General features: G+C 70.4%; 13 protein-coding genes. 6 read left to right on the top strand and 7 right to left on the bottom strand.

The window, feature by feature from the left end; all coding sequences use genetic code 11:
* Positions 1–158: 158 nt before the first annotated feature.
* Entirely contained in the window at positions 159–494 is a 336-nt protein-coding gene (locus tag QF030_RS39530; RefSeq protein ID WP_307167385.1) for a hypothetical protein, read from the bottom strand.
* 97 nt (positions 495–591) lie between these two features.
* Complete coding sequence (locus tag QF030_RS39525) at positions 592–759, bottom strand: hypothetical protein (protein ID WP_307167384.1); 168 nt, start codon at positions 757–759, stop codon at positions 592–594.
* 611 nt (positions 760–1,370) lie between these two features.
* On the opposite strand from QF030_RS39525, the gene QF030_RS39520 reads away from it, so the two are divergent.
* From QF030_RS39520 to QF030_RS39495, 6 genes are all read left to right on the top strand, one after another.
* A complete protein-coding gene (locus tag QF030_RS39520) occupies positions 1,371–1,529 on the top strand; it encodes a hypothetical protein (RefSeq protein ID WP_307167383.1) in 159 nt (52 codons plus the stop codon).
* Positions 1,526–2,212, top strand: a complete 687-nt coding sequence (locus QF030_RS39515) for a hemerythrin domain-containing protein (RefSeq protein ID WP_307167382.1) — start codon at positions 1,526–1,528, stop codon at positions 2,210–2,212. The genes QF030_RS39520 and QF030_RS39515 overlap by 4 nt, the downstream gene beginning before the upstream one ends.
* A 19-nt stretch (positions 2,213–2,231) precedes the next feature.
* Positions 2,232–2,696 (top strand): SPW repeat domain-containing protein, encoded by a 465-nt coding sequence (locus tag QF030_RS39510; RefSeq protein WP_307167381.1) that lies wholly within the window; start codon positions 2,232–2,234, stop codon positions 2,694–2,696.
* Between the two features lie 381 nt (positions 2,697–3,077).
* Positions 3,078–4,790, top strand: coding sequence for an aa3-type cytochrome oxidase subunit I (gene ctaD, locus QF030_RS39505; protein ID WP_444875796.1), 1,713 nt, complete (start codon positions 3,078–3,080; stop codon positions 4,788–4,790).
* Entirely contained in the window at positions 4,787–5,161 is a 375-nt protein-coding gene (locus QF030_RS39500) for a hypothetical protein (RefSeq protein ID WP_307167379.1), read from the top strand. Before ctaD ends, QF030_RS39500 begins: the two co-directional genes overlap by 4 nt.
* Before the next feature lie 441 nt (positions 5,162–5,602).
* Positions 5,603–6,436, top strand: a complete 834-nt coding sequence (locus QF030_RS39495; protein ID WP_307167378.1) for a PIG-L family deacetylase — start codon at positions 5,603–5,605, stop codon at positions 6,434–6,436.
* Between the two features lie 230 nt (positions 6,437–6,666).
* Here QF030_RS39495 and QF030_RS39490 read toward each other — a convergent pair whose 3' ends face one another.
* The 5 genes from QF030_RS39490 to QF030_RS39470 form a co-directional block, all read right to left on the bottom strand.
* Positions 6,667–7,041, bottom strand: coding sequence for a hypothetical protein (locus tag QF030_RS39490; protein WP_307167377.1), 375 nt, complete (start codon positions 7,039–7,041; stop codon positions 6,667–6,669).
* A 597-nt stretch (positions 7,042–7,638) separates the two neighbouring features.
* Positions 7,639–9,084, bottom strand: a complete 1,446-nt coding sequence (locus QF030_RS39485) for a GMC oxidoreductase (protein WP_307167376.1) — start codon at positions 9,082–9,084, stop codon at positions 7,639–7,641.
* Positions 9,085–9,351: 267 nt separating this feature from the next.
* Positions 9,352–11,604: an MMPL family transporter gene (locus QF030_RS39480; RefSeq protein ID WP_307167375.1), complete on the bottom strand. Its 2,253-nt coding sequence runs from the start codon at positions 11,602–11,604 to the stop codon at positions 9,352–9,354.
* The gene (locus QF030_RS39475) at positions 11,601–19,229 is read right to left on the bottom strand and encodes a beta-ketoacyl synthase N-terminal-like domain-containing protein (RefSeq protein ID WP_307167374.1); all 7,629 of its coding nucleotides are present in this window, start codon (positions 19,227–19,229) and stop codon (positions 11,601–11,603) included. Before QF030_RS39475 ends, QF030_RS39480 begins: the two co-directional genes overlap by 4 nt.
* Before the next feature lie 87 nt (positions 19,230–19,316).
* Positions 19,317–25,229: an SDR family NAD(P)-dependent oxidoreductase gene (locus QF030_RS39470; RefSeq protein ID WP_307167373.1), complete on the bottom strand. Its 5,913-nt coding sequence runs from the start codon at positions 25,227–25,229 to the stop codon at positions 19,317–19,319.
* Positions 25,230–25,247: the final 18 nt, after the last annotated feature.

Below are 25,247 nucleotides of genomic sequence, written 5' to 3'. Positions count from 1 at the left end.
GCAACCCAACCGTCGGCCGCCGTCCGACAGGCCGTCCTGCGCCCGCATGGGCGCGTCGACGCCGCCCGCCTCACGCGTGTCGAGGGCCGTCCCGCTGTTCGTTCAGCAGGACGGCCCTCGACGCGCCTTGGCCCGGCCCAGGACACTCAGTCCTGGTCTCAGTCCTGGTCGGTGCCGGTACCGACCTCTCCGCCGCCGATCGTGTCCGCGTACGCGGCCGGGTCCAGCGTGCCCTCACGGTCGGGGTTGATTCCCGCGCTCCCGCCCGCCTGACCGCCCCCGGTGCTGCCGTAGCCGCCCGGCACGCCCGGTGTGACGTCGGCGTCGGCTTCCTCCCGGGTGATGTGGCGGGTGGCCCGGACGTTCGCGCGGCGCTCCGGGTACGGGTAGCTGAACGGCTGGGCTTGCGCGCGTTCCTCCTCGGCCTTCCGGGCCTCCTGCGCGGCCTGCTCCGCCTGCCGCTCGGGGTGAGAGTTCCCCTTGTGGTTCGTCATGGTCAGTCCTGCCTCTGAGCTGTCGGGGTGTGCGGCCGACCACAGGGCGCCTCGGTCGGGCGTCCGCTGCGCCATGCCGCCGCCGGTTCCGCGCCGGTCACTTCTCCTCGAAGTCCTCCGGGGTCACTCCCGCCTCCTCGAACGCTTCCTTGACCGTCCGACCGGTGCCGACCGTACCGGGCGTGTCGGTCTCGACGGCCTCCTTGTCGGTGAGGACGTCATCCGTCGACGCGGTCTTCGGCCGGTTCTCCTCGGGAACAGTCATGACGACTCCTTTCACGTTGGGGGGTCGAGCAGCCCGTCTCACGGCTGTCGGCCTTTCGAGCAGCCGGCGAGGGACAGGGGCCCACCGACCGACTAGCCTCACCCGCACGCCGTAAACACCCGCTCGTGGTAGCGCCGCCCCACCGGCGTCGGACAGCCGCCGCGCGAGGCCTCCGTAAGCGACATGGGCGTCGACCACCCACAGCGCCGATCCGGTGACCACCCCGGCGAGCAGGGCCGCAGTCGGCCGCACCGCTCCCGCGCGGCCGGGTGGTGGGGTGGAGGCGGTACCCGGCGTGGCAGCACCCGTACGCCGGCATCGCAGCCGATGTCCCGCTTCCGAGCCTTGTCCCACATCCGAGCCCTCTGACGGCGACGCGGCGCGGCGACCCCGCCGGTGGCGAGACCAGGAAGCGCGCCGGGTTTCCGGCGGCGCCCGCGTACCCGTACCGGCACTTCTCTCCGCAATCCCGAAGGACAGGAGCGACCGCGGCCCGACGGAGAACTCAAAGCCCTGGGCGGGCACCGCTGCCCGCGTGCAATTCAGTGGACGGCGGGAGCGTGGAAAACCGGCGCAGGGGGACTCGGCATGCACCCGCGAGAGGAGCCGATATGTCCAGCCCACACGACGACGAACTGTCCCACCCGCTGGAGCAGGTCACCGGCGAGAAGGACGTACCTCCGGAGGAAGAAGAGGCTTCGGCTCAGCAGGAGGAGTCGGACGCCGGTGACGTGGAGCAAGGCGCGCCTTCGGGAGACGGATCGGGATGACGGTATCGATCACCGGGCAGGATGCTGCTGTGCTCGGGGGGCAGGGCAGCATCCTGTTGCGTCAGCGCCGGGACCACGCCGACCTCGACGCGATGATGAACCGCTACCTCCGCGGCCAGGGCACGACCAGGGAACTGGACGATCTGTGGCAGGACATCGTGCAACTGGTCTTCAGCCACGCCTTCGCCGAGGAGACCGTCCTGTGGCCCCTGCTGCGCCGCGTCTGTGCCGACGGCGAAGCCCTCACGGCGCGCGTGGAGCAGGAACACCAGGCCATCAACGAACTCGTCGCGCGGATCGAGCACTCACCGCAGGATGACCGTCGTGACGAGTGGATCCGGCAGGCGTTCGCGCTGATCTCGCAGGACATCCGCGACGAGGAGGACGAACTCCTGCCCTGCCTGCGCGACACGCAAAGCGACCGGCAACTGCAACGCATCGGCGCCGCCTGGGAAGCGGTACGGGCCACCGCGCCCACCCACCCTCACCCCCGCGTGTCGCGACGCCCTCCCGGCAACGCGCTGAGCGGCCTCCCGCTCAGCGCCTTCGACCGGGTACGCGACCTCCTGCCCGCCACCGGTGCGGCCGGGCGCCGCGCCGCTCTCCTCGTCGGGGGCGTCGCCGCAGCCGCAGCCGCGCTCGTCCTGGCACGGATGGCTGCCCGGCGGCGGCCTGACCGCTGAGATCACCAGGAGCCCTGCGATGACACAGAACACCTCCTTCTACGCTTCCATCCAGTCCTCACCGCCCGACCCGATCGCGCTGCAGAAGGCCGTGCGTCAGGAGATCATCACCCTGCTGCTCGCGCTGTTCTCCATCGCGTTGATGGTCGCGCCCTGGATCGTGGGTGAAGCCGACACAGCCAAGGACGCCCATCGAAACGAGCTCGGTGTCGCCATCGTCGTCTTCTTGATCGCCATCACCCGCTTCATGCGATACCCCGGCGCCCGCTCCGATCTCCTCGTGCTGGTGGCCGGCGCCTGGCTGGCCGCGTCGCCCTACGTGCTGAGCCTGCAGAAAACCGCTGTTTTCGACGGCGCCCAGATCGTCGACATGGTGATCGGCGGCATCTACGTACTCCTGGCCCTCCTCTCGCTTCTGCTGTTGAAGCGGACCGAAGGGCACCGCGATCACAACGCGCAGGCGACGACCAGAGACCGCGGCTGAGCGACCTGGTACGGGCGTCACCGCCGGGGCGGGCGGGCCAGCGACCTGTGCGGGCGGCGGCGTCTCCGGGGGCAGAGCGGACAGCCGCGAAGGCGACGGCGCGGCAGGCAAGGCATGAGGCCACATGTGGTGGCCCACCGGCAGCCTCGGAGGACCTTGCCGGACGCCGCCTGACGCCGCGTGTTCGAACCTTGCCCGATGCCGCGTGTTCCGTTCGTCGGACAACCCGTCCGTCGGCGGGCTTGCGCACGCGAGGTGTACGCCTGCGGCATCTGGTTACACAGGATGCGCTCCGTACCTCACAGCGCGTCAGCGTGCGATGCCCGTGAGTTTACGGAACCTTGATACCTGAATGCCGCACTTCCACGGATAAGGGACTCGATGACTGCTGAAACCGCACCGGTCACGTTGGTGCCGGTCAAAGGGAGGCGCAGCAGGGGCCGAATGATCGTCTCCTGGCTGACCACGACCGACCACAAGAAGATCGGTCACCTCTACCTGATGACCTCGTTCGCCTTCTTCCTGGTCGGCGGGGCGCTGGCGATGGCGATCCGGGCGGAGCTGGCCAGGCCCGGACTGCAGTTCCTGTCACAGGAGCAGTACAACCAGTCGTTCACGATGCACGGCACGATCATGCTGCTGCTGTTCGCGACGCCGACGTTCGCCGGTTTCGCCAACGCGATCATGCCGCTGCAGATCGGCTCCCCCGACGTCGCCTTCCCCCGGCTGAACATGTTCTCGTACTGGCTGTTCGCCTTCGGCGGCCTGATCGTGCTGAGCAGCTTCCTCACTCCGCAGGGCGCCGCCGACTTCGGCTGGACCGCCTACACGCCCCTCAGCGGCGGTGAGCGCACCGCCTATCTCGGCGGTGATCTGTGGATCATGGGCCTGGCGCTGGCCGGCTTCGGCACCATCCTCGGCGCGGTCAACTTCATCACCACGATCATCTGCATGCGCGCCCCCGGCATGACCATGTTCCGGATGCCGATCTTCACCTGGAACGTCCTGCTCACCTCGGTGCTGGTACTGCTGGCTTTCCCGGTGCTGGCGGCCGCCCTGTTCGCCCTGGAGGCGGACCGGAAATTCGGGGCGCACATCTTCGACCCGGAGAACGGCGGGGCGGTCCTGTGGCAGCACCTGTTCTGGTTCTTCGGACACCCCGAGGTCTACATCCTCGCGCTGCCCTTCTTCGGCGTGATCACCGAGATCATTCCGGTGTTCTCCCGTAAGCCGATCTTCGGCTACATGGGGCTGGTCGGCGCCACCATCAGCATCACCGGCCTGTCCGTGACCGTGTGGGCGCACCACATGTTCGCCACCGGTGCCGTGCTGTTGCCGTTCTTCTCCTTCATGAGCTTCCTCATCGCCGTGCCGACCGGCGTGAAGTTCTTCAACTGGATCGGGACGATGTGGAAGGGCTCGATCTCCTTCGAGCCACCCATGCTCTGGGCGGCCGGCTTCCTCGTGACGTTCCTCTTCGGCGGCCTGACCGGCGTCCTGCTCGCCTCGCCGCCGATGGATTTCCACGTCACCGACAGCTACTTCGTCGTGGCCCACTTCCACTACGTACTGTTCGGCACGATCGTGTTCGCGATGTTCGGCGGATTCAGCTTCTGGTGGCCGAAGATGACCGGCACCATGCTCGACCACCGCCTGGAGAAGATCCACTTCTGGACCCTCTTCGTCGGCTTCCACATGACCTTCCTCGTCCAGCACTGGCTCGGCGCCGAGGGCATGCCGCGCCGCTACGCCGACTACCTGGCCGCCGACGGCTTCACCGCCCTCAACACGTTCTCCTCCATCGGCGCCTTCCTGCTGGGGCTGTCCACCCTTCCCTTCCTCTACAACGTGTGGAAGACCGCCAAATTCGGACAGCGGGTCGAGGTCGACGACCCCTGGGGTTACGGCCGCTCCCTGGAATGGGCCACCTCCTGTCCCCCGCCCCGCCACAACTTCGTCACCCTGCCCCGCATCCGCTCCGAATCCCCCGCCTTCGACCTCCATCACCCGGACCTCGCCGAAATCGAGCAACAGGAGAACGACGGCAGGCGTGACGCCGTCGACGCCACCGACCGCAAAGGCGACCCGACGTGATCTCCGACCGGTCCCCCGGCCCGGTGGACCGGACGGGGGCCAGGCTGGCCAACGAGGTGGAGGGCTATCTCCTCCTCCAGGCCGAGCGGGACCAGGCGCAGCACGAAGCCCGGACGCTGTGTTCCCGGATGCCCTGGCTCACGACGGCACAGGCCGAGGACCTGGCACGCCACTACATCGAGCAGCGCCTCGGGCTGACCAGGCAGGCCCTGCAGATCACCGCTGACCGAGCCCACCGGCTGCGCGCGGAATACGAGGCGCGCTACGCCGATCTGCGCCACACCCTGCTGAAGCGGCACGCCGCATGCGCGACCCTGCTGCTCGCCGCCGCCAGTACGGCAGGCACAACCACTTACCTTCTCAACCGGTAGGCCCCCTCAGCGGCCTCGTTGATCCGTCCGTGGCCGGCAACGGTGTGGATGGACACCTTCTCGAGGAAGCCGTGCCCGTGGTCCGCATCTCCGAGCGGCCGCGGGCCCCTCGCCTCATCGGCCATCGGCAGTCCACGGGCCGCGCCGGGATGTTTGCCGTGTCCCCCTTACCGGCGAGCCAGGCGCTCCCGCGGAGGCCGAGGTCCAGGGGGCTTCCGGTGGGGTGGCGGGAACAGCCGGTCCGGTCGGCATTGTTGCACCGGCTGAAGACCGACCGGCGCAGTGCGGGCAGGGAACACAGGACGAAGAGGCCGTCCCGCACAACCCGGGGCCCTCGGCTCCGCGGTACGCCCGGTCATCCGCTATCCGCTATCGAGGGGCGACGGCTCATCCGCCCGCTGCGGACTCGGACCGACGCCTTTCGCACAGGAGGACTGTTTTATGAATGACCGGCCCTTGACGCTCATGGCGGTACACGCCCACCCCGACGATGAGGCCACCGGAACGGGAGGTGTCCTCGCCCGGTACGCGGCGGAGGGCATTCGCACGGTTCTTGTGACGTGTACCGATGGTGGGTGCGGTGACGGACCGGGGGGTGTCAAGCCGGGTGATCCAGGACACGATCCGGCGGCCGTCGCCTCGACGAGGCGTCAGGAACTCAAGGCGAGCTGCGAAGTCCTGAAGATCAGTCATCTGGAGATGCTGGACTACGCCGACTCCGGGATGATGGGCTGGCCCACCAATGACGCCCCCGGATCCTTCTGGCAGACACCCGTGGAGAAGGGCGCTGCCCGACTTGCCGAACTCATGCGGCATTACCAGCCCGATGTGGTCGTCACCTATGACGAGAACGGCTTCTATGGCCACCCCGACCACATCCAGGCCAACCGCATCACGATGGCGGCGCTGACGATGACGGCGCTGACGCCGAAGGTGTACTGGACGACGGCGCCCCGCTCGATGATGCAGCGGTTCGGGGAGATCATGCGGGAGTTCGGTGCGCCCGGGCAGGAGCCCGATCCCGCTGAGGCCGCCGCGATGGCCGAGATCGGGCTTCCCGACGAGGAGATCACCACCTGGGTGGACACCACCGCGTTCGGCGGCCAGAAGTTCGATGCGCTGGCCGCCCACGCCAGCCAGGGAGAGAACATCTTCTTCCTCATGATGGGCCGGGAGAGGTTCACCGACTTGATGGGCGTCGAGACCTTCGTACGTGTCCAGGACACCACCGGCGCGGCCCTGCCCGAGAACGACCTCTTCGCCGGACTGCGCTGACACAGCCGCCCGCCGGAGGCCGAGGCACCTCAATCTCCTCGGGCTCCCCGAATGACGGACACACGGGCGGCGCGTGGCCTTGTCAGGCCCGCGCCGCCCTCTCATGCGCGGATGCGCGTAGGGGATGAGGCGCTCACTCACCCTCACGGTGTGCAGCGTCAGCGACGAACCCCGCTGTGGTGACGGCCGGCCGTCGCGGCTGAGGAGCAGCCGTCGGCAAGGCGGCGAACTCAGCGCGCGGCGATCCAGCGCCGGACGGCCTCGTTGACGGTGTCGTCGAGGGCACTCAACACCTCCACGGCGTGCAGGTCTCCTGGCGCGGGCGCGACTCCCGTTCGGATGAGTGCCGCGTGCAGTTCCAGACGGCGCCGGTCGGCCGGAGCCATCGCCAGGGGCATCCGCCGGCTCGGGCCGGGAGCAGGCCACGGCGCCTCCTCCTCGGCCACCGCCCGCGCCTGGGGTGGCACGCGCCAGTCCTCGTCCCCCCACTGCTCCCCCGTCTCCGCCCCGCTCAGAGTCGTATGCGCGTCGAAACCGCAGCGGTAAGGGTCCAGGACCAGCTCGGGCAACGTCACGGCGGTCGGCGAGTACTCCCACTCCTGCATGCAACCTCCAGCATTCGGCGTTCGCTTGGTGTCCAGGAGGCCGTTTGCCCGCTCGCCAGTTGCAGGACCGGCGACCAACCACCCGAACGCCCCCAAACCCATCTCGTCACACCACTACGCCACCCGGCAGAACCCCCAGGTCCTCCCGCCGTCACGCGCGAGGGTCCGGTACCCCGGACCTGCTACGCCAGAGGTCGGTGATGTCTGCCGACTCCCGCGCCCGCCGCGCCACACCCTGTTCGTGGCGTCCCTACGTGTGCAGAGCCGATGCCGGTCGTCCGGGAGTGTCGCCCTCGCGCAACGGATAGCGTTCGAGTGCGACGAAGCCGTGCTCGGCGAAACGCAGCCCATCCCGTGGACGTACTGCCCGTCCTAAGCAACGCGTCGTCGTTCACGCTTGGATTCGAAGGCCGGGCATCGGCCCAGGAACCCGGTGCAGGCCACAGTGGGTCAACCACGATCGGTGTGTCGGCAAGTGCGGGTCAGAGGTGGGCCACGTCGCGGTGGTCGCCACCTTGTGCCGGGGTGGTTGGCGGACAACGGCCGTCACGTCGGCGTGTCTTGGGCCACCACCGTCCGCAGCCGCCGGGCGAGACCTCAACCACCTGCGGCGATGATCCGGGACATCGCCCTCTCCGCCAGGGCAGTGATGGTGAGTGAAGGGTTGGCGCCACCGACGTTTCCCGGGATGAGTGAGCCGTCGACGACGTAAAGTCCCGGGTTGCCCTTGACCCGTCCTTCCAGGTCGGTCGCCCTGCCGATGACGCATCCGCCCAGGGGATGCGCGGTCAGCGTGCGGGAGTTGTTGAGCGTGACGGGGAGGCTGCCGGGATTGGCCTCCACGACGCGAGAGCCGTACGCGAGGGTGGCCCGGGCCCCGGCTGCGGACTTCTCCCGGGTCCAGTCGGACAGCACCACCTGGCCGGACTCCGGTTGGAAACGGAACGTTCCACGGTGGTCGGTATCGACGGTCATGGCAAGGGTGACCGTGGCGGGAGCAGCCGCATAGCCGGGCAGGACCCAGCTCTCGGTGAGCAGCGGCAGCTCGAACTCGTGGTGGAGGAAGGCGCCGGAAGCGCTGGGTGAGCCTTGGCAGGGGCCGATGGGGCTCAGGGGCTGCGAGCGGAGATTGAACTGATCGCCGTTGTCGCCGAATCCGCTCCCCACGCTGTCGGGCAGGTCCGGAAGCTCGCCCCGTTCGCGGGCAGCGACGAGCAGACGATTGGTGTTCAGTGTGCCCGCGGCGACGAACAGCAGATCACAGGAGAACTCGGTGGTGCCGAGAATCGCGCCGTTCAGACCGAGTCGACGGACCACGACGCGATAGCGGCCGTGGGCGCCGCGGCTGATGGACCGCACCTCGTGCAACGGCCGCAGCTGCACATGTCCGGTGGCGAGTGCGGCCGGCAGGTAGTTGCGCGTGAGCGACTTCTTGGCGCCGTTTCCGCAGCCGAAATCCGAGTCGCCGACGGTGGCCGACAGCGCTGCCCGGCCGGAGAGTTCGTCCCGGACGACATTCCAGTCGAAGGCCGAGTCGAGAGGGAAGCAGGGCATGTGCGCCTTGCCCATCTGGCGGTCCCACAGACGCGAATGGGTGAAGGGGGCCGAGTTGTACACGTCCCGCGGCATCCGGTCGGCTCCCAGCATGGCGCGGACTTTGGGGAACCAGGTCTGCGTGAATTCCTCGTATGCCAGCCCGGAGGGATACAGCGCCTCGAAGTAGCGCCTGGGCGGGGCCAGGGTGACTCCGGTGTAGACCACAGATCCTCCGCCGACTGCCGCCCCGCAGGCGATGTCCAGATGCCGTTCCCGCGAGACCTCCATCACCCCCGGGGTGCGAGCGATGGGCACAGGGAGCATGGCCGGCCAACACGCGGTGTCGCGGAACCAGAACATCGTGTCCGTGATGCCGTGGGCCGAACCGAAGACGGGTCTGTCCGGGGCTGTGGGCCATTCCCGGCCGCGTTCGAGCACGACGGTGTCCACACCGGCCTGGCCGAGACGCAGGGCGGCGACCGAGCCACCGAATCCCGAACCGATCACGACAGCGCGAAACCGCGTTCGTGATGCCTGCGACGCCGCCGCACGACCCCCGAGATGGGCCCAACTCGCGGCGCTGAGTCCGGCCAGCGTGCCTCGGGCCGCCAACCCGAGGACGGTTCGACGGCGAAACGTGGACATGGCGCACTCCTGTGGTCGAGGACAGACGGCTGTGCGGTGTGGGCGCCCGCCTCCCGGGCACACGCGACGTCCGCCGGCCCGACGACGCACAGTGGCGGGGGAAGTGCTCGGCTTCTGGGAGAGCGGCGTTCAGGCCGCTGCTTTCGATTCGGCCTCGGTGAAGCCGACTTTGGCGTGCACGTGACGCAGGGGCCCCGGGCACCACCAGTTCGCCCTCCCCGCCATCTTCATGATCGCCGGAACCAGGAGCATCCTCACCAGCGTCGCGTCCAGGACGACCGCGAGAGTGAGCCCCACGCCCAGGAGCTTCAGCGGAGTGAGGTGGGAGGTGGCCATCGCCGCCATGGTGATGGCGATGACCAGGGCCGCGGCAGTGAACAGCCGGCCGGTCTCCTCGAGACCGACGGCCACGGCGGTGGTGGTGTCGCCCGTACGGCGGTGCTCCTCCATGATCCTGGACAGCAGGAACATCTCGTAGTCCATCGAGACTCCGAAGGTGACACAGAACATGAGGACGGGCAGGAGCGTGTCCGTGGTGCCGGTGACCACGAAGTCGCCGACCAGCCACCGCAGATGACCCTCCTGGAACAGGTAGACGACGGCTCCGAACGTGGCGGTGAGACTGAGCATGTTGAGTACCACGGCCTTCACCGGGACGAGGACACTGCCGGTGAAAAGGAACAGCAGGGTGAAGATGACGAGCACGATGATCGCGGCGGCCCGTCCGAGCCGGTCACCGACGACGGCTCGGGTGTCCACGAGTGCCGCCGCGTCCCCACCCACGAGGGCGGGTACCGGGGCGGACAACGCCCGCAGCGCGCCGACGAGCCGACCGCCTTCGGCGGAGTAGGGCTCAGCGTCGGTGACGACCGAGAGCCAACTGCCGCTGAGACCGGAGAAACGGGCGGACATCGGCGTGGGTGGCGCCTGCCGCACTCCTGCGGTGTAGGAACCCGTCACGGTGTCCACCCTGAGCACATGCGGCGTCAGTGACACCCTCCGGGCGTAGTCGGCCAGATCCGGCGACGACGCATTCGTCAGGCCGGGCAGCACGATGCTCGCCATGTCCGTCGCCTGCGTGTCGAAGTCGTCGCGCATCACGTCGGTGGCCCGGTGCACGGGTGACGAAGCGGACAGCGCGCGGTCGTCCGAGAGGCCGAACTCGACGCGCTGGAAGGGACTGGCGAGACACAGCAGCGCCGGAACCACCAGGACGACGGTGACGAGAGGACGGCGCATGACGGTCCGGGCGGTGCGGTAGAAGAAGCCACGTCCGCGCCAGGTGCCGGCACTGTCGGCGGCTGCTCCGGCCGACGATGCCGCGCCGCGCCGGTGGCCGACCCGGTGACCGGCGACGAGCAGGCACACCGGCAGGACGAGCACGGCGGTCAGTCCGGCCAGGGCCGCCACACTCATCCCCGCGTAGGCCAGCGAGCGCAGGAAGTGCAGCGGGAAGACCAGCAGCGCCGCCATCGACAGCGTGACCGTCAATGCGGAGAAGAAGACGGTCCGGCCCGCGGTGCGCAGGCTGACGAGAACGGCCTGCCCGACGTCGCGTCCGGCTGCCAGTTCCTCTCGATGGCGGGTGATGAGGAACAGGCCGTAGTCGATGGCGAGCGCGAAGCCCAGCGCCGTGGTGAGGTTGACCGCGAAGACGGACACCTGTGTGAACTCGGTGAGAACGCGCAGCAGTGCCAGCGTGCCCACCACAGCGATGCCGCCGGCGAAGAGCGCGAGCAGAGCGCTCAGGACATTGCCGAAGATCAGGACGAGGATCAGCAGGACGAGCGGGGCGGCAATCAGTTCCGCTCGTACGAGGTCCTGCTGACTCTGCGCCTCGAGTTCTCGGTTGGCCACCGCGCGGCCGGCGACGGACGTCGTCAGCGGCCCCGTGCTGCCCGTGACGGCACGGCGGATGCTCTCAGCGGTGCGCGTCGCTTCGCGTTCCCCGCCGAGGAGTCGAAGGCTGACGAGCGCGGTCCGGCGGTCCCGGGACACCAGTGAGGGGTCGCGCCGCGGCCAGTACGAGTCGAGGTGCTGAACACGTGAGTCGGTACGAAGGCGTTCCGTCAGACGTTGGCCGGCGGCTGCCGCCCGCGGCTCGTCGACGGACCGGGGCGCGCGAACGAGGAGAACCAGGTCGGGGCTGCCGGAGTGGAAGTGCTCCCGCAGCACCGCGTCCGCCCGTGCGGACTCCGCGTCGGCAGGAGTCCATCCGCCACCGGTGAGCCGGCCGAACACACCGAGGCCGGCAAAGGCCAGACCGACCGTCACGAGTACGGTCAGCGCGAGAAACGCGTACCGCCACCGGGACCCCAGGTGCACCAGCCGCTCGGCGCCCTTGGGTCGCCTGGCGCCGAGGCCCTCGCGGCCCGAGGTCATCGCTCACCCCCGCAGCGCACAGTCACCCTGTCGCCGGTGCGGACGACCTCGACGGGGTGTTCGTTCCCGGAGGCGGTGCGGGCGGACCGCAGGTCCTCGCTCACCTCGATGTCGCACGGGTGCACTCCGGTCAGCCGGCCGACGTGGTCCTTGACGGCGACAGCCTCCAGATGGTCCCGCCCCCGGGAGCCGGGCGGCAGGCCCATGGCGTACGCGACTGTCCCCCTGAGCCAGTCCACTTCGTCGACCTCGTCCGCGAGGAGTTCCGTCACCCCGTCGACGCTTCTGCACAGACCCACCCCCGCCGTGGCGCGACGGCGGACGAGGAAGTCCCGGCGTTCGACGAGCGAGGCGCGGGAGAGCGGGCCCACGGGCAGCAGGACGTTGATCAGCCGCAGCGCGGCGGCGACCCGCCCGTCCACGCACAGCTGGATGTCGACCGCCGACATGGGGCCGGGGCTCGCCTCCTCGGTGACGAACCCGCCGAAGCGGGCCTCGATCTCGGTCTCGCCCGTCTCCGGCAGAGCTTCGAACAGCTCCAGCGAGACCAGGCGGAAGGGATAGCCGACGACGTCGTCACCGATCTGCGAAGACCACCGCCAGAGGCTGCCGGACGGGATCACCTGGAGGAGCGCGTCCAGGAGTCCCTGATGCAGGCATCCTCTCGGCACCGTGCCTCGGGCTACCTCGGCCACACCGGAGGACCCGGTCGCTCCGATGGCCAGCGAGGTCAGGTACTGGAACGCCGGCCCGTGGAACAGTTCGGCCGACGCGTACGGGTCCGGCTGCGCCACGGCGTCCGGCATCGGGGCGAACCGTTCGGGACGGTGCTCCGGCCAGGCGCCCACCAGCACGGTGCCCCTGGCCACTTCCTCGAACCGGGACAGCGCGGGCGTCGCCGCCTCGCGCCACATGAGCAGCCTGACTTCGAGTCCCGCCTCCGCCGGTGCCACCTCCGTCCGCAACCGGACGGGCCCGGCGAGCGGAATCCAGCGCCGGAGCTGAACGTCACGCACGGCGACCACTTTCTGGCCGGCGTGGTCCGCCGCGGCCTGAGCGAGCCGGTCGACGACCGACATCATCGGCAGCGCGGGGATCGTCCAGGTCGGGCAGTGGTCACCCGTCCACGTCTCGACCGCAGGATCGAGCGTCTCCTCCGTCGCCTCCGCGCCGGACGGGCCGTGCCCGGGTACGACCCGGACGCCGAGTCCGCGGGCGTGGTAGAGGCACATGTCGTCCCCCCACAGCCGGGCCTCGGCGATCGCGTGGCGCCCACGGGAATCCTCGGCGACCTCCAGGATCTCCAGATCGATCCTGATGAGGCGGTTATCGGGGGTGATCTGCCCGCGGTACTTCCAGATCACCTCGTGATCGAGCATGACGGGTTCGAACCGGGGATACGGCACGTCATCGGTGAGCCCCCGCTCGATCAGATAGAACTGGAGCAACTGGCACATGGCCTCGATCCCCAGTGAGCCCGGCTGGACCGGATCCTGGAAGAAGTGGGCCTTGAAGAACCACTCCCCCGCATCGACGTCCTTCTCCGACCGCAGCCGCCCCAGTCCCGCGCTGCCGCCGTCCGGCCAGTAACCGGTGATCCGGTCGAGCATCAGCAGCATCGGGCCGGGCAGCCTGGGCGTACCGGCGAAGTAGCGGGCGGGACTCGTCGTGAGATCGACCGTGCGCGCGCAGGGCTCCTCCAGCGCGGCCCGATCGGTCTCCGACACGGGCAGTCCGATCTGATGATCGAAGGCCGAGGGCGGGAAGAACCCGAACACCGTGGACAGGGTGAAGACGTCTTGGCCGTCGGCGGAGCACCGGACCGCGAACGACACGATGATCATCTCGCCGGTCCGTGAGATCGTGGTCAGTTCCGCTTCGGTACGCACGATCCGGGTCTTCGGCGTGACCTCGCCGGTGATCGTTCCCGTCCCGTCGAGGTTGCGGAAGAGCAGGTCGATGTCGGCCGTCAGAGGGCAGCCGACGTAGGCGGCGAGCCATCCGCACGGCTGCAACGCGATCTCCATGAGCACGGCGAACGGCATCACCTGGTCGCCGTTCTGCTCGAAGTACCACACTTCGTCGGGCACGTCGTACTCGGCGACCACCCGGCTCCCCTGGCGCATGCCGCGCTGCGGCCCGTCCACGGAGACGACGCGGGTCATGAAGTGGTAGGGCGGCCCGGGCAGCCGCGCGATCCTGCGCGTGCCGTCGAAGAGACGGGCAGCGCTGCCGAACGCCTCACTCGGTCGTCCCCACGCGCACGACAGCAATGCCGCGTAGTCGAAGGCGAACCCTTCATATTCCACCACCGCCTTGGACTCGCGATGACCGACGAGTCCGCCGAGTGAGGCGAGCGGCACCGGAGTTCCGCTGGTCTGCTCCCTGTGGCCGCCGAGCTGCCGCCAGTGCGACAGGGGCCAGTCCGGCACCAACCGGAGGGCGACGTTGTGGGCGTGGAACGCCTTGACCCCGTCGACGGTGCCCAGGATGTCGGCGTACAGGGTCGGCTCCGGGCCGGCTGAGACGCCGTGCACGAACACCTCGTACACGACCCGCTCGCTGGCCGGGGTGACCTGCCCACGGCACTGGACGGTGTAGCTCCGCTCGGTGGCCGGCTCGAAGCGCCACCCGTCCCTGGCCACGGTGAAGCCGAGGGCTGCCAGGTGGAAGGCCATCGCCTGCAGGCCCGCCTGGAGCATCAGGGTTCCCGGCATGCACGGGTCGTGGTCGAAGTGGCCCTCGAAGAACCAGTCGTCCGGTGAGACGGGTGTCTCGGCACGGAGATAGCCGCGCCCCCACGGGCCACCCGCCGGGTCGAACTCGGTGACCTCGTGCAGAAGCAGCAGGCGGCCTTCGTCCAACCGGGGTGAGCGCACATGTGACCTGGTGATGTCCCACCCGGCGCCGAAGCAGTCCGCCGGACGGCCGCCGGCGAAGGCCAGCACCTGTTCGGCGGTGAAGGACGGCCGCGTGCAGCGCACCGCCGGCGGGTCGAGCGGGACGTCCGCGGCCGGTGGGGAGTCGGCGGGATCCCAGCGCACGCCGTCGCTGTGGTCGAGCTCGGCCTTCGTGAAGAAGCCCGCTTGTCCGTCGCGGACGCTCAGCCGCAGTTCGCCGTCGGCGTAGCAGTCGTAGTGGAAGAAGAAGAGGCGGACGCCGCCGTGTTCGGCGTGCCGGTCGATGTGGATCTCGTATCGCAGCGTCTCTCCCGCCCGGGGCCGGCTGCCATGGTGGGTCAGTTCGCAGCCGAGCAGCCGGTAGGCCCGTTCGCCACGGTTGAGCAGGTCGATTCCGAGCCAGCTGATCAGCAGCAGGTCCGCCTGGCCCGCCTCGATCACCAGGCCGGCCGGCATGCGGCCGGTGGAGTCGAGGTACCAGCTGTCGAGGCGGACGTCGGTCTCGGTCCGGATCGTGCCGGTCGCGTGTTCCGGCCCGAGGTCGGCCAGGGCCGCCGGGACGGCGTCGATGCCGGTGACCCGGTCGGTGAGCAGCATCGGCGGTCCGGGCATCCTGGTCTGCACCTCGTACCCGTCCTGCGCGGCGAACTTGGGACCGAACAGGGTCGAGACCGGGTGTGAGGCGAGGTGTTCCAGCTGGAGCCGGTCGAACACCGGTTCTGGCAGGGGGCTGAGCCGCCCCTTGTCGACGGGAGCGGGCAAAGGGACGGGGGGCAAAGGAACGGCGGGCGGAGGCACGATCGGTGTCGGCGGCGAGGGCGCGGCCCCCGCCGCCGCGTGGACGAGTGCGGCGCTGAGCTGGGCCCTGGCTCGCAGGAACCTCTGGTGCACCTGGACGTGTCGGGCGAGCACGTCCTGGTGCAGCTCGGTCACGCGGTGGATCTGCCGGGCGACGAGCGTACGCGCGTCCGTCACCTGCGGCTCGGTGCCGACCGCGGTGGCGACGAGGTCGGCGGCGACAGGTCCGGCGGCCGGTCGGGTCGGGACCGGTGCCAGGCGAGGGGCCCTCGGCATGGTCACCGCGGGTTGCTCGAGCGACGGCAAGGTGATCTCCCAGTGGGCGGGAACGGTGAGGGCGGGGACGTCCTCGGTCCCTGCCGGTGCTGCGGCTCGCAGGTGCCCGAAGAGTGCTTCGGCGCGTACGGGTACGCCGGCGGCGACGAGTTCGGCCACGGCGAGAGTCAGCTGCCGCAGCCCCCTGTCCTGGGCGTCGAGTGCGACGGCCACGTGCTCGCGAGGGCCGAGGATCCGCTTGATCCACCCGGTGCACAGGCTGCGCGGCCCGTGCTCGACGAAGACGCGGACTCCGTCGGCCCATGCCTGTTCGACGGTCCCCGCGAAGTCGATCGTGCCCAGGCCCTGCGCCGTCACGGCGTCGGCGGCACGCGCGGCCGTCGGGGTGTACCAGCGCGTGGTGGCACCGCTGTAGAACCGCACCCCGGGCACGGCGCTGGTGGGACGGTGATGGAGGTTCCACCAGCGGTCGCGGACCTCGGACAGTTCGGGAGCGTGGGCGGCCAGGTCGTATGCGATCGGCATGGCACAGGCGGTGCCGAGACGCGCCATGACGGCTGCGCACGCCTGTGATTCGCCGCCGACCACGCACACGTCGGGGGCGTTGACCGCCATCAGATGGACGGCGCGTTCGTCCGCCAGTGCCGCGTGAACCCGCTCAAGAGGCGCCGTGACCAGGTAGCTCGACCAGCGATCACCATCGACGCCGAGGCGTTCCCAGGCACGGCGCACCCCTCGCAGTTCGCCGGTGAGTTCACTGGTGAACAGGCCGCTGTCCCAGGTGTCCTGGTACAGGGCCGCGACGTCCCTCCACGCTCCGAGGGCGACCAGGGCGGCCGACTCTCCGGAAGAGTAGCCGATGGCGGCGTCCGGCCGCAGGCCGAGCAGCTTCTGACTCAACTCCACGTGTACGGCGGCCAGTTGGGCGGCTCCCCAGATCTGGTCGAGTACCGTCGGCGCGGAAACGGCCGTCGGCCGCCTGACGGCGTTTCCGTACGTGGCCGCGACCGCGTCGCCGAGTGAGGGAAGGGCCAGCAGGACCTCACGGCCCATGCCCGGGTAGGCGGCCGACCCGTTGGTGAACACGAAGGCGACCTCGCCCGGCACCGGCGCATCGCGATACGCCGCACCAGGTGGCTTGACCCCGCCCTCGGCGAGCCAGCGGCGCACGGCATCCCGGTGCGCTCGGGGATCGCCGTCCGACACGAGGACCAGCCTGGCGGGTCCTTCGCGGGACTCGGTGCCCGCCTCCAGCGCGGCAAGGACCGTTTGCCGGTCGACGCCGGAGTACACGTGCAGTCGTGGCGCCGGTCCGTCCGCCCACGGCTCGGTGTCGGCAGCCCTCACGGGCACCCGCACCGGAGGTCCGTCCAGCGGCGACATGACGACGTGCGCGGTACGCAGACCCGGATGGGCGTCGGCGGGACCTCCCCTCCGCGGGAGCGCGCGGTGCCGCAGAGCGGTCACCGCGGCCGCGACCGCCAGCAGCCCCTGGGCGGCGTGGGCGCGGCCGAAGAGGTCGGCCGGGTCGAATCCGGCGTCGAGGCCGTTCCCGAGGACCACGTCCGGCCCGTCGGCGGGTTCCTCGTCGAGGAGGGCGAGAACGGTGTCGCCATCCCTGCGGGCGTCGGCGAGACGTTTCAGTACGACCACGACAGCGGCGTCCCCGGTGACGGTCTCCCGTCCGAGCTCGCGCAGGGCTGCCTGGTGGACCGCCTCGCAGGAGAGGTCGACGGCGCCGACCAGCGCCGCGTCGACCTCCATGGCTCTGATCGCACGCGCCGCGAGGCCGAGGGCGACCAGACCGGAGGCCTCCCCGGCGGACACGGTGTAGCCGGGTCCGGCGAGATCGAGCTGGGTGTTGATCCGGTTGGCCACGAGGTTCGGCAACGTGCCGACGACCCGCTCCGCATCCATCGGCGCCGAGAAGGCGTCACGGACGCGCTCGACCAGGTCCGGGCCGATCGCCTTCCCGGCTTCCTCCAGCCAGGAAGGGGCTCGCCAGCGCGCGCCGGCACGGGAGTTCTGCGTGTCCGCCTCCGTCCCGACGACCACCATGGTGCGCTCACGCGGCAGGCGGATGTTCCGCACCGCTTCCCTTGCGGCTTCGAGCATCAGGATCTGCTGGGGCAGTGCCTGCTGGACCGCCAGCGGCGGCATGCGCAGACCCGGCAGGGCCACCTCGATCTTCGAGGCCGGCCCGCTCCGCCGGCCGTTGAGCACCGCACGGCAGAAGTCCTGTGTGTCGGCTCCTTCGCCGACGCGGGCGCCGAGCGCCACGATCGCAAGCGGCGTACCCGGTGGGCGCGGGATGCCGGGAACCGCCACTGTGGCGCCGTCCGTACCGTCCCAGGCGTCGACGATCAGGTGGGCGTTGGTGCCGCCGAACCCGAAGGCGCTCACCGCCGCCCGGCGACGCCCGGACCACGGCTCGGACTCGCTGAGCACTCGCAGCGGTGTGCCGTGCAGTTCGGTCAGCGAGTCCTCTGCGCCGAGCGTGGCGGGACGGACGCCCGCCCGCATCGCACCGAGCACCTTGAGCAGTCCTCCGGCTCCGGCCGAGGCCAGCAGGTGACCGACGTTGGATTTCACCGAGCCGATGGGTACGTCGGCACTGTCCGCGAAAACCCGTGCCATACCCCGGACTTCCACCACGTCTCCGACCGGAGTCCCCGTCGCGTGGCATTCGACGAGGGAGACGGTCCGCGGTGCGACGCCCGCCATGGCGTAAGCCAGACGCATCGCACGCTCCTGCCCCTCCTGGGCGGGGCTCAGCAGGCCCCTGCCGCGCCCGTCGTTGGACAGCCCGATCCCCCGGATGACTCCGAGTACCGGCGAACGCTGTGCGAGCGCGTCACGCAGGCGCATCAGCGCGACGAACCCGGCGCCCTCGCCGGCGAGCAGTCCGTCGGCCTCCCGGTGGAAGGGCCGACTGCGGCTGGTGCGGCTCACTGCGGACAGGCTGCAGAACCCCACGTGCAGAAGCAGGTTGTCGGCCCGGTTGACCCCGCCGGCGACCATGACGTCCGCCGTCCCGTCGTGCAGGCGGTCACAGGCCAGCTTGATCGCATACAGGGAGGAGGCGCAGGCCGCGTCGAGCGCGAAGGCGCCCGCGCCGAGGCCGAGCGCTCTGGCCGCGAACTGCGCTGGAAGCCCCGCGGAGAAGCGGTTGCGCGCGTCGGGCCTGGCCCGCCCCATGGCGGACAGCAGCGACGGTGCCCGCTCGGACAGCCATACGTGCTCGGCGAAGACGGAACCCGCACTCGTCGGATAGGACAGGTTGCCCAGCACCAGTCCCGCGCGGGCCGACGCCCCGTCGTGTCCGGCCTCCCGCAGCGCCTGCCTGGCGCCGTACAGAACCCAGTGGAACAGCGGGTCCAGACCGAGGATCTCCTCGGGGGCGACGCGGAACCCGGTGGGATCGAAGACCGACTCGAAGTCCCGTACGTAGCCGCCGACATCGGTCCACGTACGGTCGAGGTGGTCGTCGACGGTGCCCGTCGCCCATCTGTGCGGCAACCGCCACCGACCGTCCGGGACCGGGGCCAGGCTGCACCGGCGTGCGGCGATGTTGTCCCAGAACGCGTCGGGGTCGAGGGCGTCGGGGAACACGCACCCCCGGCCGACGACGGCGATCGGTTCGAATACCATTCCGGTCTCATTTCACGACGAACACGGACGCGCGTGTGGCTGTCACGGATGCGGAGTGATGCGGTGCGCCGACTCGGTGATGCCGGTTCAGGAGGGGCGTCGTACGAGTTCCACGCCGAGCAGCTCCACCCTGGGCAGTCCGTCGGGGTCGACGAGGGCCGTATCGCAGCGCGCTCCCGTGTCGTGCACCTTCCTGGCCCGCACCACGCACCGCACGGCGCCCTCGATGGGACCGCTCCGGTGTACCCGGCACTCCGCGACGGCCATCGGCAGGGTCGCGTCACCGAACGCGTTCTCGGCCCACAGCAACGCGAGTTGCAGTGCACCGTCCACGGTGGCCGGGTCGAGTTGCCAGTGGTCACCGTCCCAGCCGAGTTCGCTCACGCCGGTCACCGTGGCCTCGGCTCCGTCCGCGCCGATTGTGTGGACCGAGCGGATGGACCGGAATCGCGGGCCGTGGAAGAGCACCCGGCCGTCGTAGATCTCGGTGCGGGCGGGCGCGGTGAGGCCCTGGGGTGTGTCCCACCCCGTGGACTGCGGAGCGTCCGTCTCGAACTCCAGGTGGGTCCGGAAGTGCGGCAGGCCGTCCTCCCCGATCAGTTCGGCCTCCAGGACCGAGGGCGCTTCGGCCAGCCCGCCGCGACCGCGCAAGGTGAGCCGGTGGCCGGGGCCGTCGAGGTGCGGCAGAGCGACTTTGCTGAAGACGCGGACATCCCGCAGCACCAGGTGGCGGCCGTTCGGCCGCCAGGCCGTGGCAGCGCCGGCGAACCATTCCAGGGCCAGTGCCACGGGCAGCACCGGGACACCGGCGATGTCGTGGTCGGCGAGATGGGGGTGTGTGTGAGCGTCGATCCGCACCTGCGCCGGGGCCGGTCCGGTGACGGTCATGGAGTTCAGGTCGTCACCGGCGGCGATGACCACGGTGGTGTCGGCGCCCGGAGCGCCCAGTTCGGCGGTGAAGGCCGCGGCGCCCTGCGCCAGGGAGATGAGCGGGACCCCGGAGCGGCCGAAGTGGGCGGCCAGCTCGGGGGTGACCATTCCACCCTGCCACGGGCCCCAGGCGATGGACCGCACCAGACAGTCGGGGCGACGGGCTCGTTCGGCGCGGGCCACGTGGTTGAGCACCTCGTTGGCGATGGCGTAGTCGCTCTGCCCGGCGTTGCCGAAGACGGCGGCCACCGAGGAGAACAGGACGATCGAGTCGAGCGGATCGCTCTCGGTCGCCGCGAGCAGCGCGCGCAGTCCGCCCACCTTGGTCGTCAGGACCTGGTCGTACTGCTCGTCGGTCTTGTCGGCGATCAGCTTGTCCGCGAGCACTCCGGCACCGTGCACGATGCCGGTGATCGGCCCCCAGTCCCGGCGGACCTCCTCCAGGACGTCGTGCAGGGCCTTGCCGTCCCGGACGTCCACCGGCACGTACCTGACCCGGGAACCGGCGCTCTCCAGTGCCGCAAGCGTGGTCCGGACCTCACGGGCCGCCAGGATGCTGCGGGCCTGGGCGCCGATCGCGGCCGGAGCCACCGTTCCGGAGTGCTCGGCGAGGGCGCGGGTGAGTGCGGCCTCGTCCGTCGCCGCCGCCAGTCCCGGCGGTTCGTCGGCCGGTTCGGTGCGGCCGAGCAACACGATCCGGGGCCGGTGGGTCCTGGCGAGGTCCAGCAGTGCGGCCGCGGTCACTCCCCGGGCTCCACCGGTGGCCACGACCACCGAGTCCGGTCCGATGCCCGCCGTGGGCCCGGGTTTCACAGGCGCCGGGACCGCGCTGAGCGTCATGCGGGTGCCGTCCGCGCGCAGGCCCACCTCCGTCGCGGGACCGCCGCGAAGCAGTTCCTTAACGATCGCTTCGGCGACGCCGACGGCGTCGCGGTCTCCGCGCTCGCAGTCGATCGCCTTGACCGACGCGGAGGGCCACTCCTTGGCCGCGGTCCTGGCCAGCGCGGCGATTCCTCCCAGCCACGCCCGCTCGGGCCGACGACCGCCGAGTCCGAAGTCACCGCCGGTGTCCTGCACAGTGACGAGGACCCCGCCCCGGTCGGCGAAGTCCGACGCGACCGACCGCGCCGTTCGGAAGGCATCCCGCTGCAGCTCCAGCGCTTCCTCGGGTGAACTGAGCGGCGCGAGTCCGCCGAGGTGCACGACCGCCCGGCAGCCCGCGGGAACGGTGGACACGGCGGTGGCCTGGAAACCGTGGTCGACCAGTTTGGCCGCCACCAGTTCGGCGGTTCCGCAGCCGTCCTCGGTCACCGCGATCGGCTCGTCCCCCAGACCGGACAGGGTCAGTCCGGGTGCCGGGGTGTCGAACGCCCGCAGGACGAGCCTGCCGAGGTCCGTCCGCCCGGCGGGCTCGTGCCGAGGTGCGGACGTCTCGTGATCGGTGCCGGGCCTTGCGGCCGGAACGGAGGCGGCGGGAGCGCCACCGGTGACGGCGGCGGTGAACGCTTCGACGATCTGCCGCAGGGTGCGGAGCTTCAAGAGCTCTCCCACGTCCCCGCCGGGATGGTCGCCCACCCGCTCCCTCATGGCGGACAGGATCTCCACCCGCTTGATCGAATCCACCCCGAGATCCGACTCGAGTTCCATGTCCACGTTCAGCATTCCCACCGGATACCCGGTCCGGTCCGCCACCACGGACAGCAGCAGTTCCTCGAAACCCGCGGCGGACACATCCTGGGGCACGCCCGGAGCGGGCGGAGCCAGGACCGGCGGAGGTTCCGGAAGAACGACGGGAGAGGCGGCTGTCGGCGTCACCGAGGGCACGACGAGCGCGGCAGCACCGGAGCCCTCGGGAGCCGAGGGCAGCACTGTCGGCACGGCGCCCGTGCCGGGCGACGCGAACAGCGCCTGTGCATGCCCCCGTTCGCCGCCCGCTGCTCCCAGCATCGCGGTCAGGGTCGTCTCGGTCATCTGCAGGAAGGCCAGGTGACTGTCCATCAGCATGCGCTGGCAGGCTTGATGGACCTCCGCCGTGTGACGCTGCACGTTGTCGAGCACGGCGAACCAGTTGGCATCCGCGTCGGCCGCGGCGGGTACAGCAGAAACGGCAGACAGGGCAGGCACAACAGGCGGCCCAACGGGCGGCTCGACGACGGCGGGAGCGGCAGCCGCCGGGGCCGCAGGCCGCGCGGCGGGTGAGGGTACGTCGAGTCGTCGAGGCGGGTTGGGCGCGGGCAGCGCGGTCGCTCCGCCGACAGGCGGGTAGAGCCGACCGTGGTTCTTGCCGTCGATCTTTACGGTCATCCTGGGCTTGTGCTCCTCGCCTGCTGCTACGGGGGGCGCGTACGGCGCCCACAAGTCGTCGTGGTCGAGTGGGACGCCCCATACGGCGAGCCGGCCGAGCGCGTCCTGCAGCGAGGTGACGCCGCTGCGTCCCCGGCGGTCCAGGCCGACCGCCAGGTGCTCACGGTCCCCGAGGATCTGCCGGACGAGGCCCGTGAGCGTGTCACCGGCGCCCACCTCGACGAACGTCCGCACTCCGGCGGCGTACATCGACTCGATCTCGTCGTTGAACAGCACCGGTGAGGCGAGGTGATCGGCGATCCTGCGCCGGATCTCCTCCGGTGCGGACGGATACACCGCGGCGTCGGCGTTGCCGTAGACCTCGAGCCGGGGCTCGCTGACCGAGAGCGCCCGGAGGTGGTCCAGCAGTGGTCCGCTCGCCTGGGCGACGATCGGGCTGTGGAAAGCCGTCGCGGCGTGAAGCCGGCGTGCGGTGATGCCCTCGGCGGCGAGTTTCCGCTCGATCAGTTCGATCGCTCCGGTCGTGCCGGAGACCACGACCTGGGCCGGAGCGTTGTGGTTGGCCAGCCAGACGTCCGTGGCGCCACTGCCGACGAGGATGTCCTCGACCTGCGCCCGGCCGGCCGCCACGGCCAGCATCGCGCCCGGCGCGGCGGCAGCCTGTCGCATCAGCTCACCGCGCCTGCGAGCGAGGCTCACCAGCGACTCGGCCTTCAGTGCGCCCGCGGCGTGCAGCGCCGCCAGTTCGCCGAAGCTGTGCCCTGCCACGCAGTCCGGTCGCAACCCGAGACCGCTCAGTACCTGGAGCAGGGCGAGACTGTGCACCGCCAGCGCGGGCTGCGCCCATTCCGTCTCGGTCAGCAGAGCCTGCTGAGTGGCCCGCTCCTCGTCGCTGAAGGCCGGCGGCGGGAACACCACGCGGTGCAGCGGGCGACGACCGAACTCCATGGCCCCCAGCCGGTCCCAGACCGCCTGAGCGGCCGGGGACAGCATGGCCACGTCCGCGCCCATGCCGACGTACTGAGCGCCCTGCCCCGGAAAGAGGAACCCGATGCGTCCGACGGCCGCCGCGCCGGTGGCGTAGTGGATTCCGGTCGGTGTGGAGAACGGTGCGTTGGGCTGTCGGCCGATCAGCGCGAGAGCCTGCTCGAGCTTCGCAGACAGGTCGTCGCCGTCTGCCGCGACGATCGCGAGGCGGAACGGGTCACTCACGCGGAAGTCCCGCTGACTCTCCCGTGCCACATCGGCCGGCGGGCGGGAGCTGTCGATCTTCCGTTCCCGCAGGGCCGGCGCGGACGGAGCGCTGAACAGCACCAGTTCGGTGGGAGCGGTGCGGGCGCGCCATGCCGCACGGCCACCGGACTCGGCGGAGGGCTCGTACTCCTCCAGCGCGACGTGGAAGTTACTGCCGCCGAACCCGAAGCTGGACACAGCCGCCCGGCGCGGATGGCCGGCGGGGCGCACCCACGGACGCGACCGGGTGTTCAGGTAGAAGGGGCTGTCGTCGATACTCATCGCGGGATCCGGCCGATCAACCTTGATCATCGGCGGGAGGACCCTGTGGTGCAGGGCCAGAACGCTCTTGAGGAGTCCCACGGCACCGGCGGCACACTTGGTGTGGCCGACCTGCGACTTGACCGAGCCGAGCGCACACCACTGCCGGTCGTCGCGGCCGGACTCCTCGTACACCTGGCGCAGCGCGGCGAACTCCGCGGCGTCTCCCGCACGGGTCCCGGTGCCGTGCGCCTCCACCAGCTCGACGGTCTCCGGCCCGAAGCCGGCCTCCTCGTAGGTGCGCCGCAGGGCCCGGGCCTGTCCCTCGGGCACCGGTGCGTAGATCGCTCCGCTTCTGCCGTCCGACGAGGTGCCGATGCCACGGACGACGGCGTAGATCCGGTCGCCCGCGCGCTCCGCGTCGGACAGCCGCTTCAGCGCGTACATGGCGATGCCCTCACCGAGCATCGTGCCGTCGGCCTGATCGGAGAACGGCCGGCAGTCGCCACTGGGCGACAGGGCGGGTGTCTTGGAGAAGCACATGAACGTGCCTGCGTCGTTCGAGGCGTCGACACCACCGCTGATCACGAGATCGGACCGGCCCAGGGAGAGCTCGCTCATCGCCACCGACAGTGCCGCGAAGGAACTCGCGCACGCGGCGTCGGTGGTGTGATTGGTGCCGTGCAGGTCGAACCGGTTGGCGATCCTGCCCGCGATGACGTTGGCCAGCAGCCCCGGAAAGGTCGACTCGTGCCACGGTGCGTAGTGATCGGTCACGCTGTCGCAGACGGCTTGGGCCTCCTCCTCCGGAATCCCGTTCTCCCGCAGGGCCTTGAGCCACACCGGCCGCTGGATCCGCGCGGTCATGTGCGTCAGCAGTTCCGTCGCGCCCGCGCCAAGGACGACGGACACGCGGTCCCGGTCCATTCCCGGAAGCCCGCCGACATCGGTGAGGACCTGCTCGGCGACCGTGAGCGCGAGCAACTGCACGGTGTCGGTCGTCGCGAGGGTGTTGGGCGGGATACCGAAGGCCATCGGGTCGAACGCGACCTCGGACAGGAAGGCTCCCCTGCGGGCGTACGTCTTGTCCGGTGCCGCGGGATCGGGGTCGTAATAGTCCTCGACGAGCCAGCGCGCGGCAGGGACGTCGGTGATCAGATCGCGGCCGGCTACGACCGTCTGCCAGAACCCGTCGGCGCCGTGCGGGCCGGGCAGCAGAGCGCCGATCCCGACCACGGCGATCGGAACCTGTCGGGGGCGAGGGTCGGGCATACTCTCAACTTCCTTGTG

Origin of the sequence: Streptomyces rishiriensis, assembly GCF_030815485.1 — a bacterium.
GTDB classification, from domain to species: Bacteria; Actinomycetota; Actinomycetes; order Streptomycetales; family Streptomycetaceae; genus Streptomyces; species Streptomyces rishiriensis_A.
The sequence above is the reverse complement of the archived record's forward strand: the minus strand, read 5'-3'. Positions and strand labels throughout refer to the sequence as shown.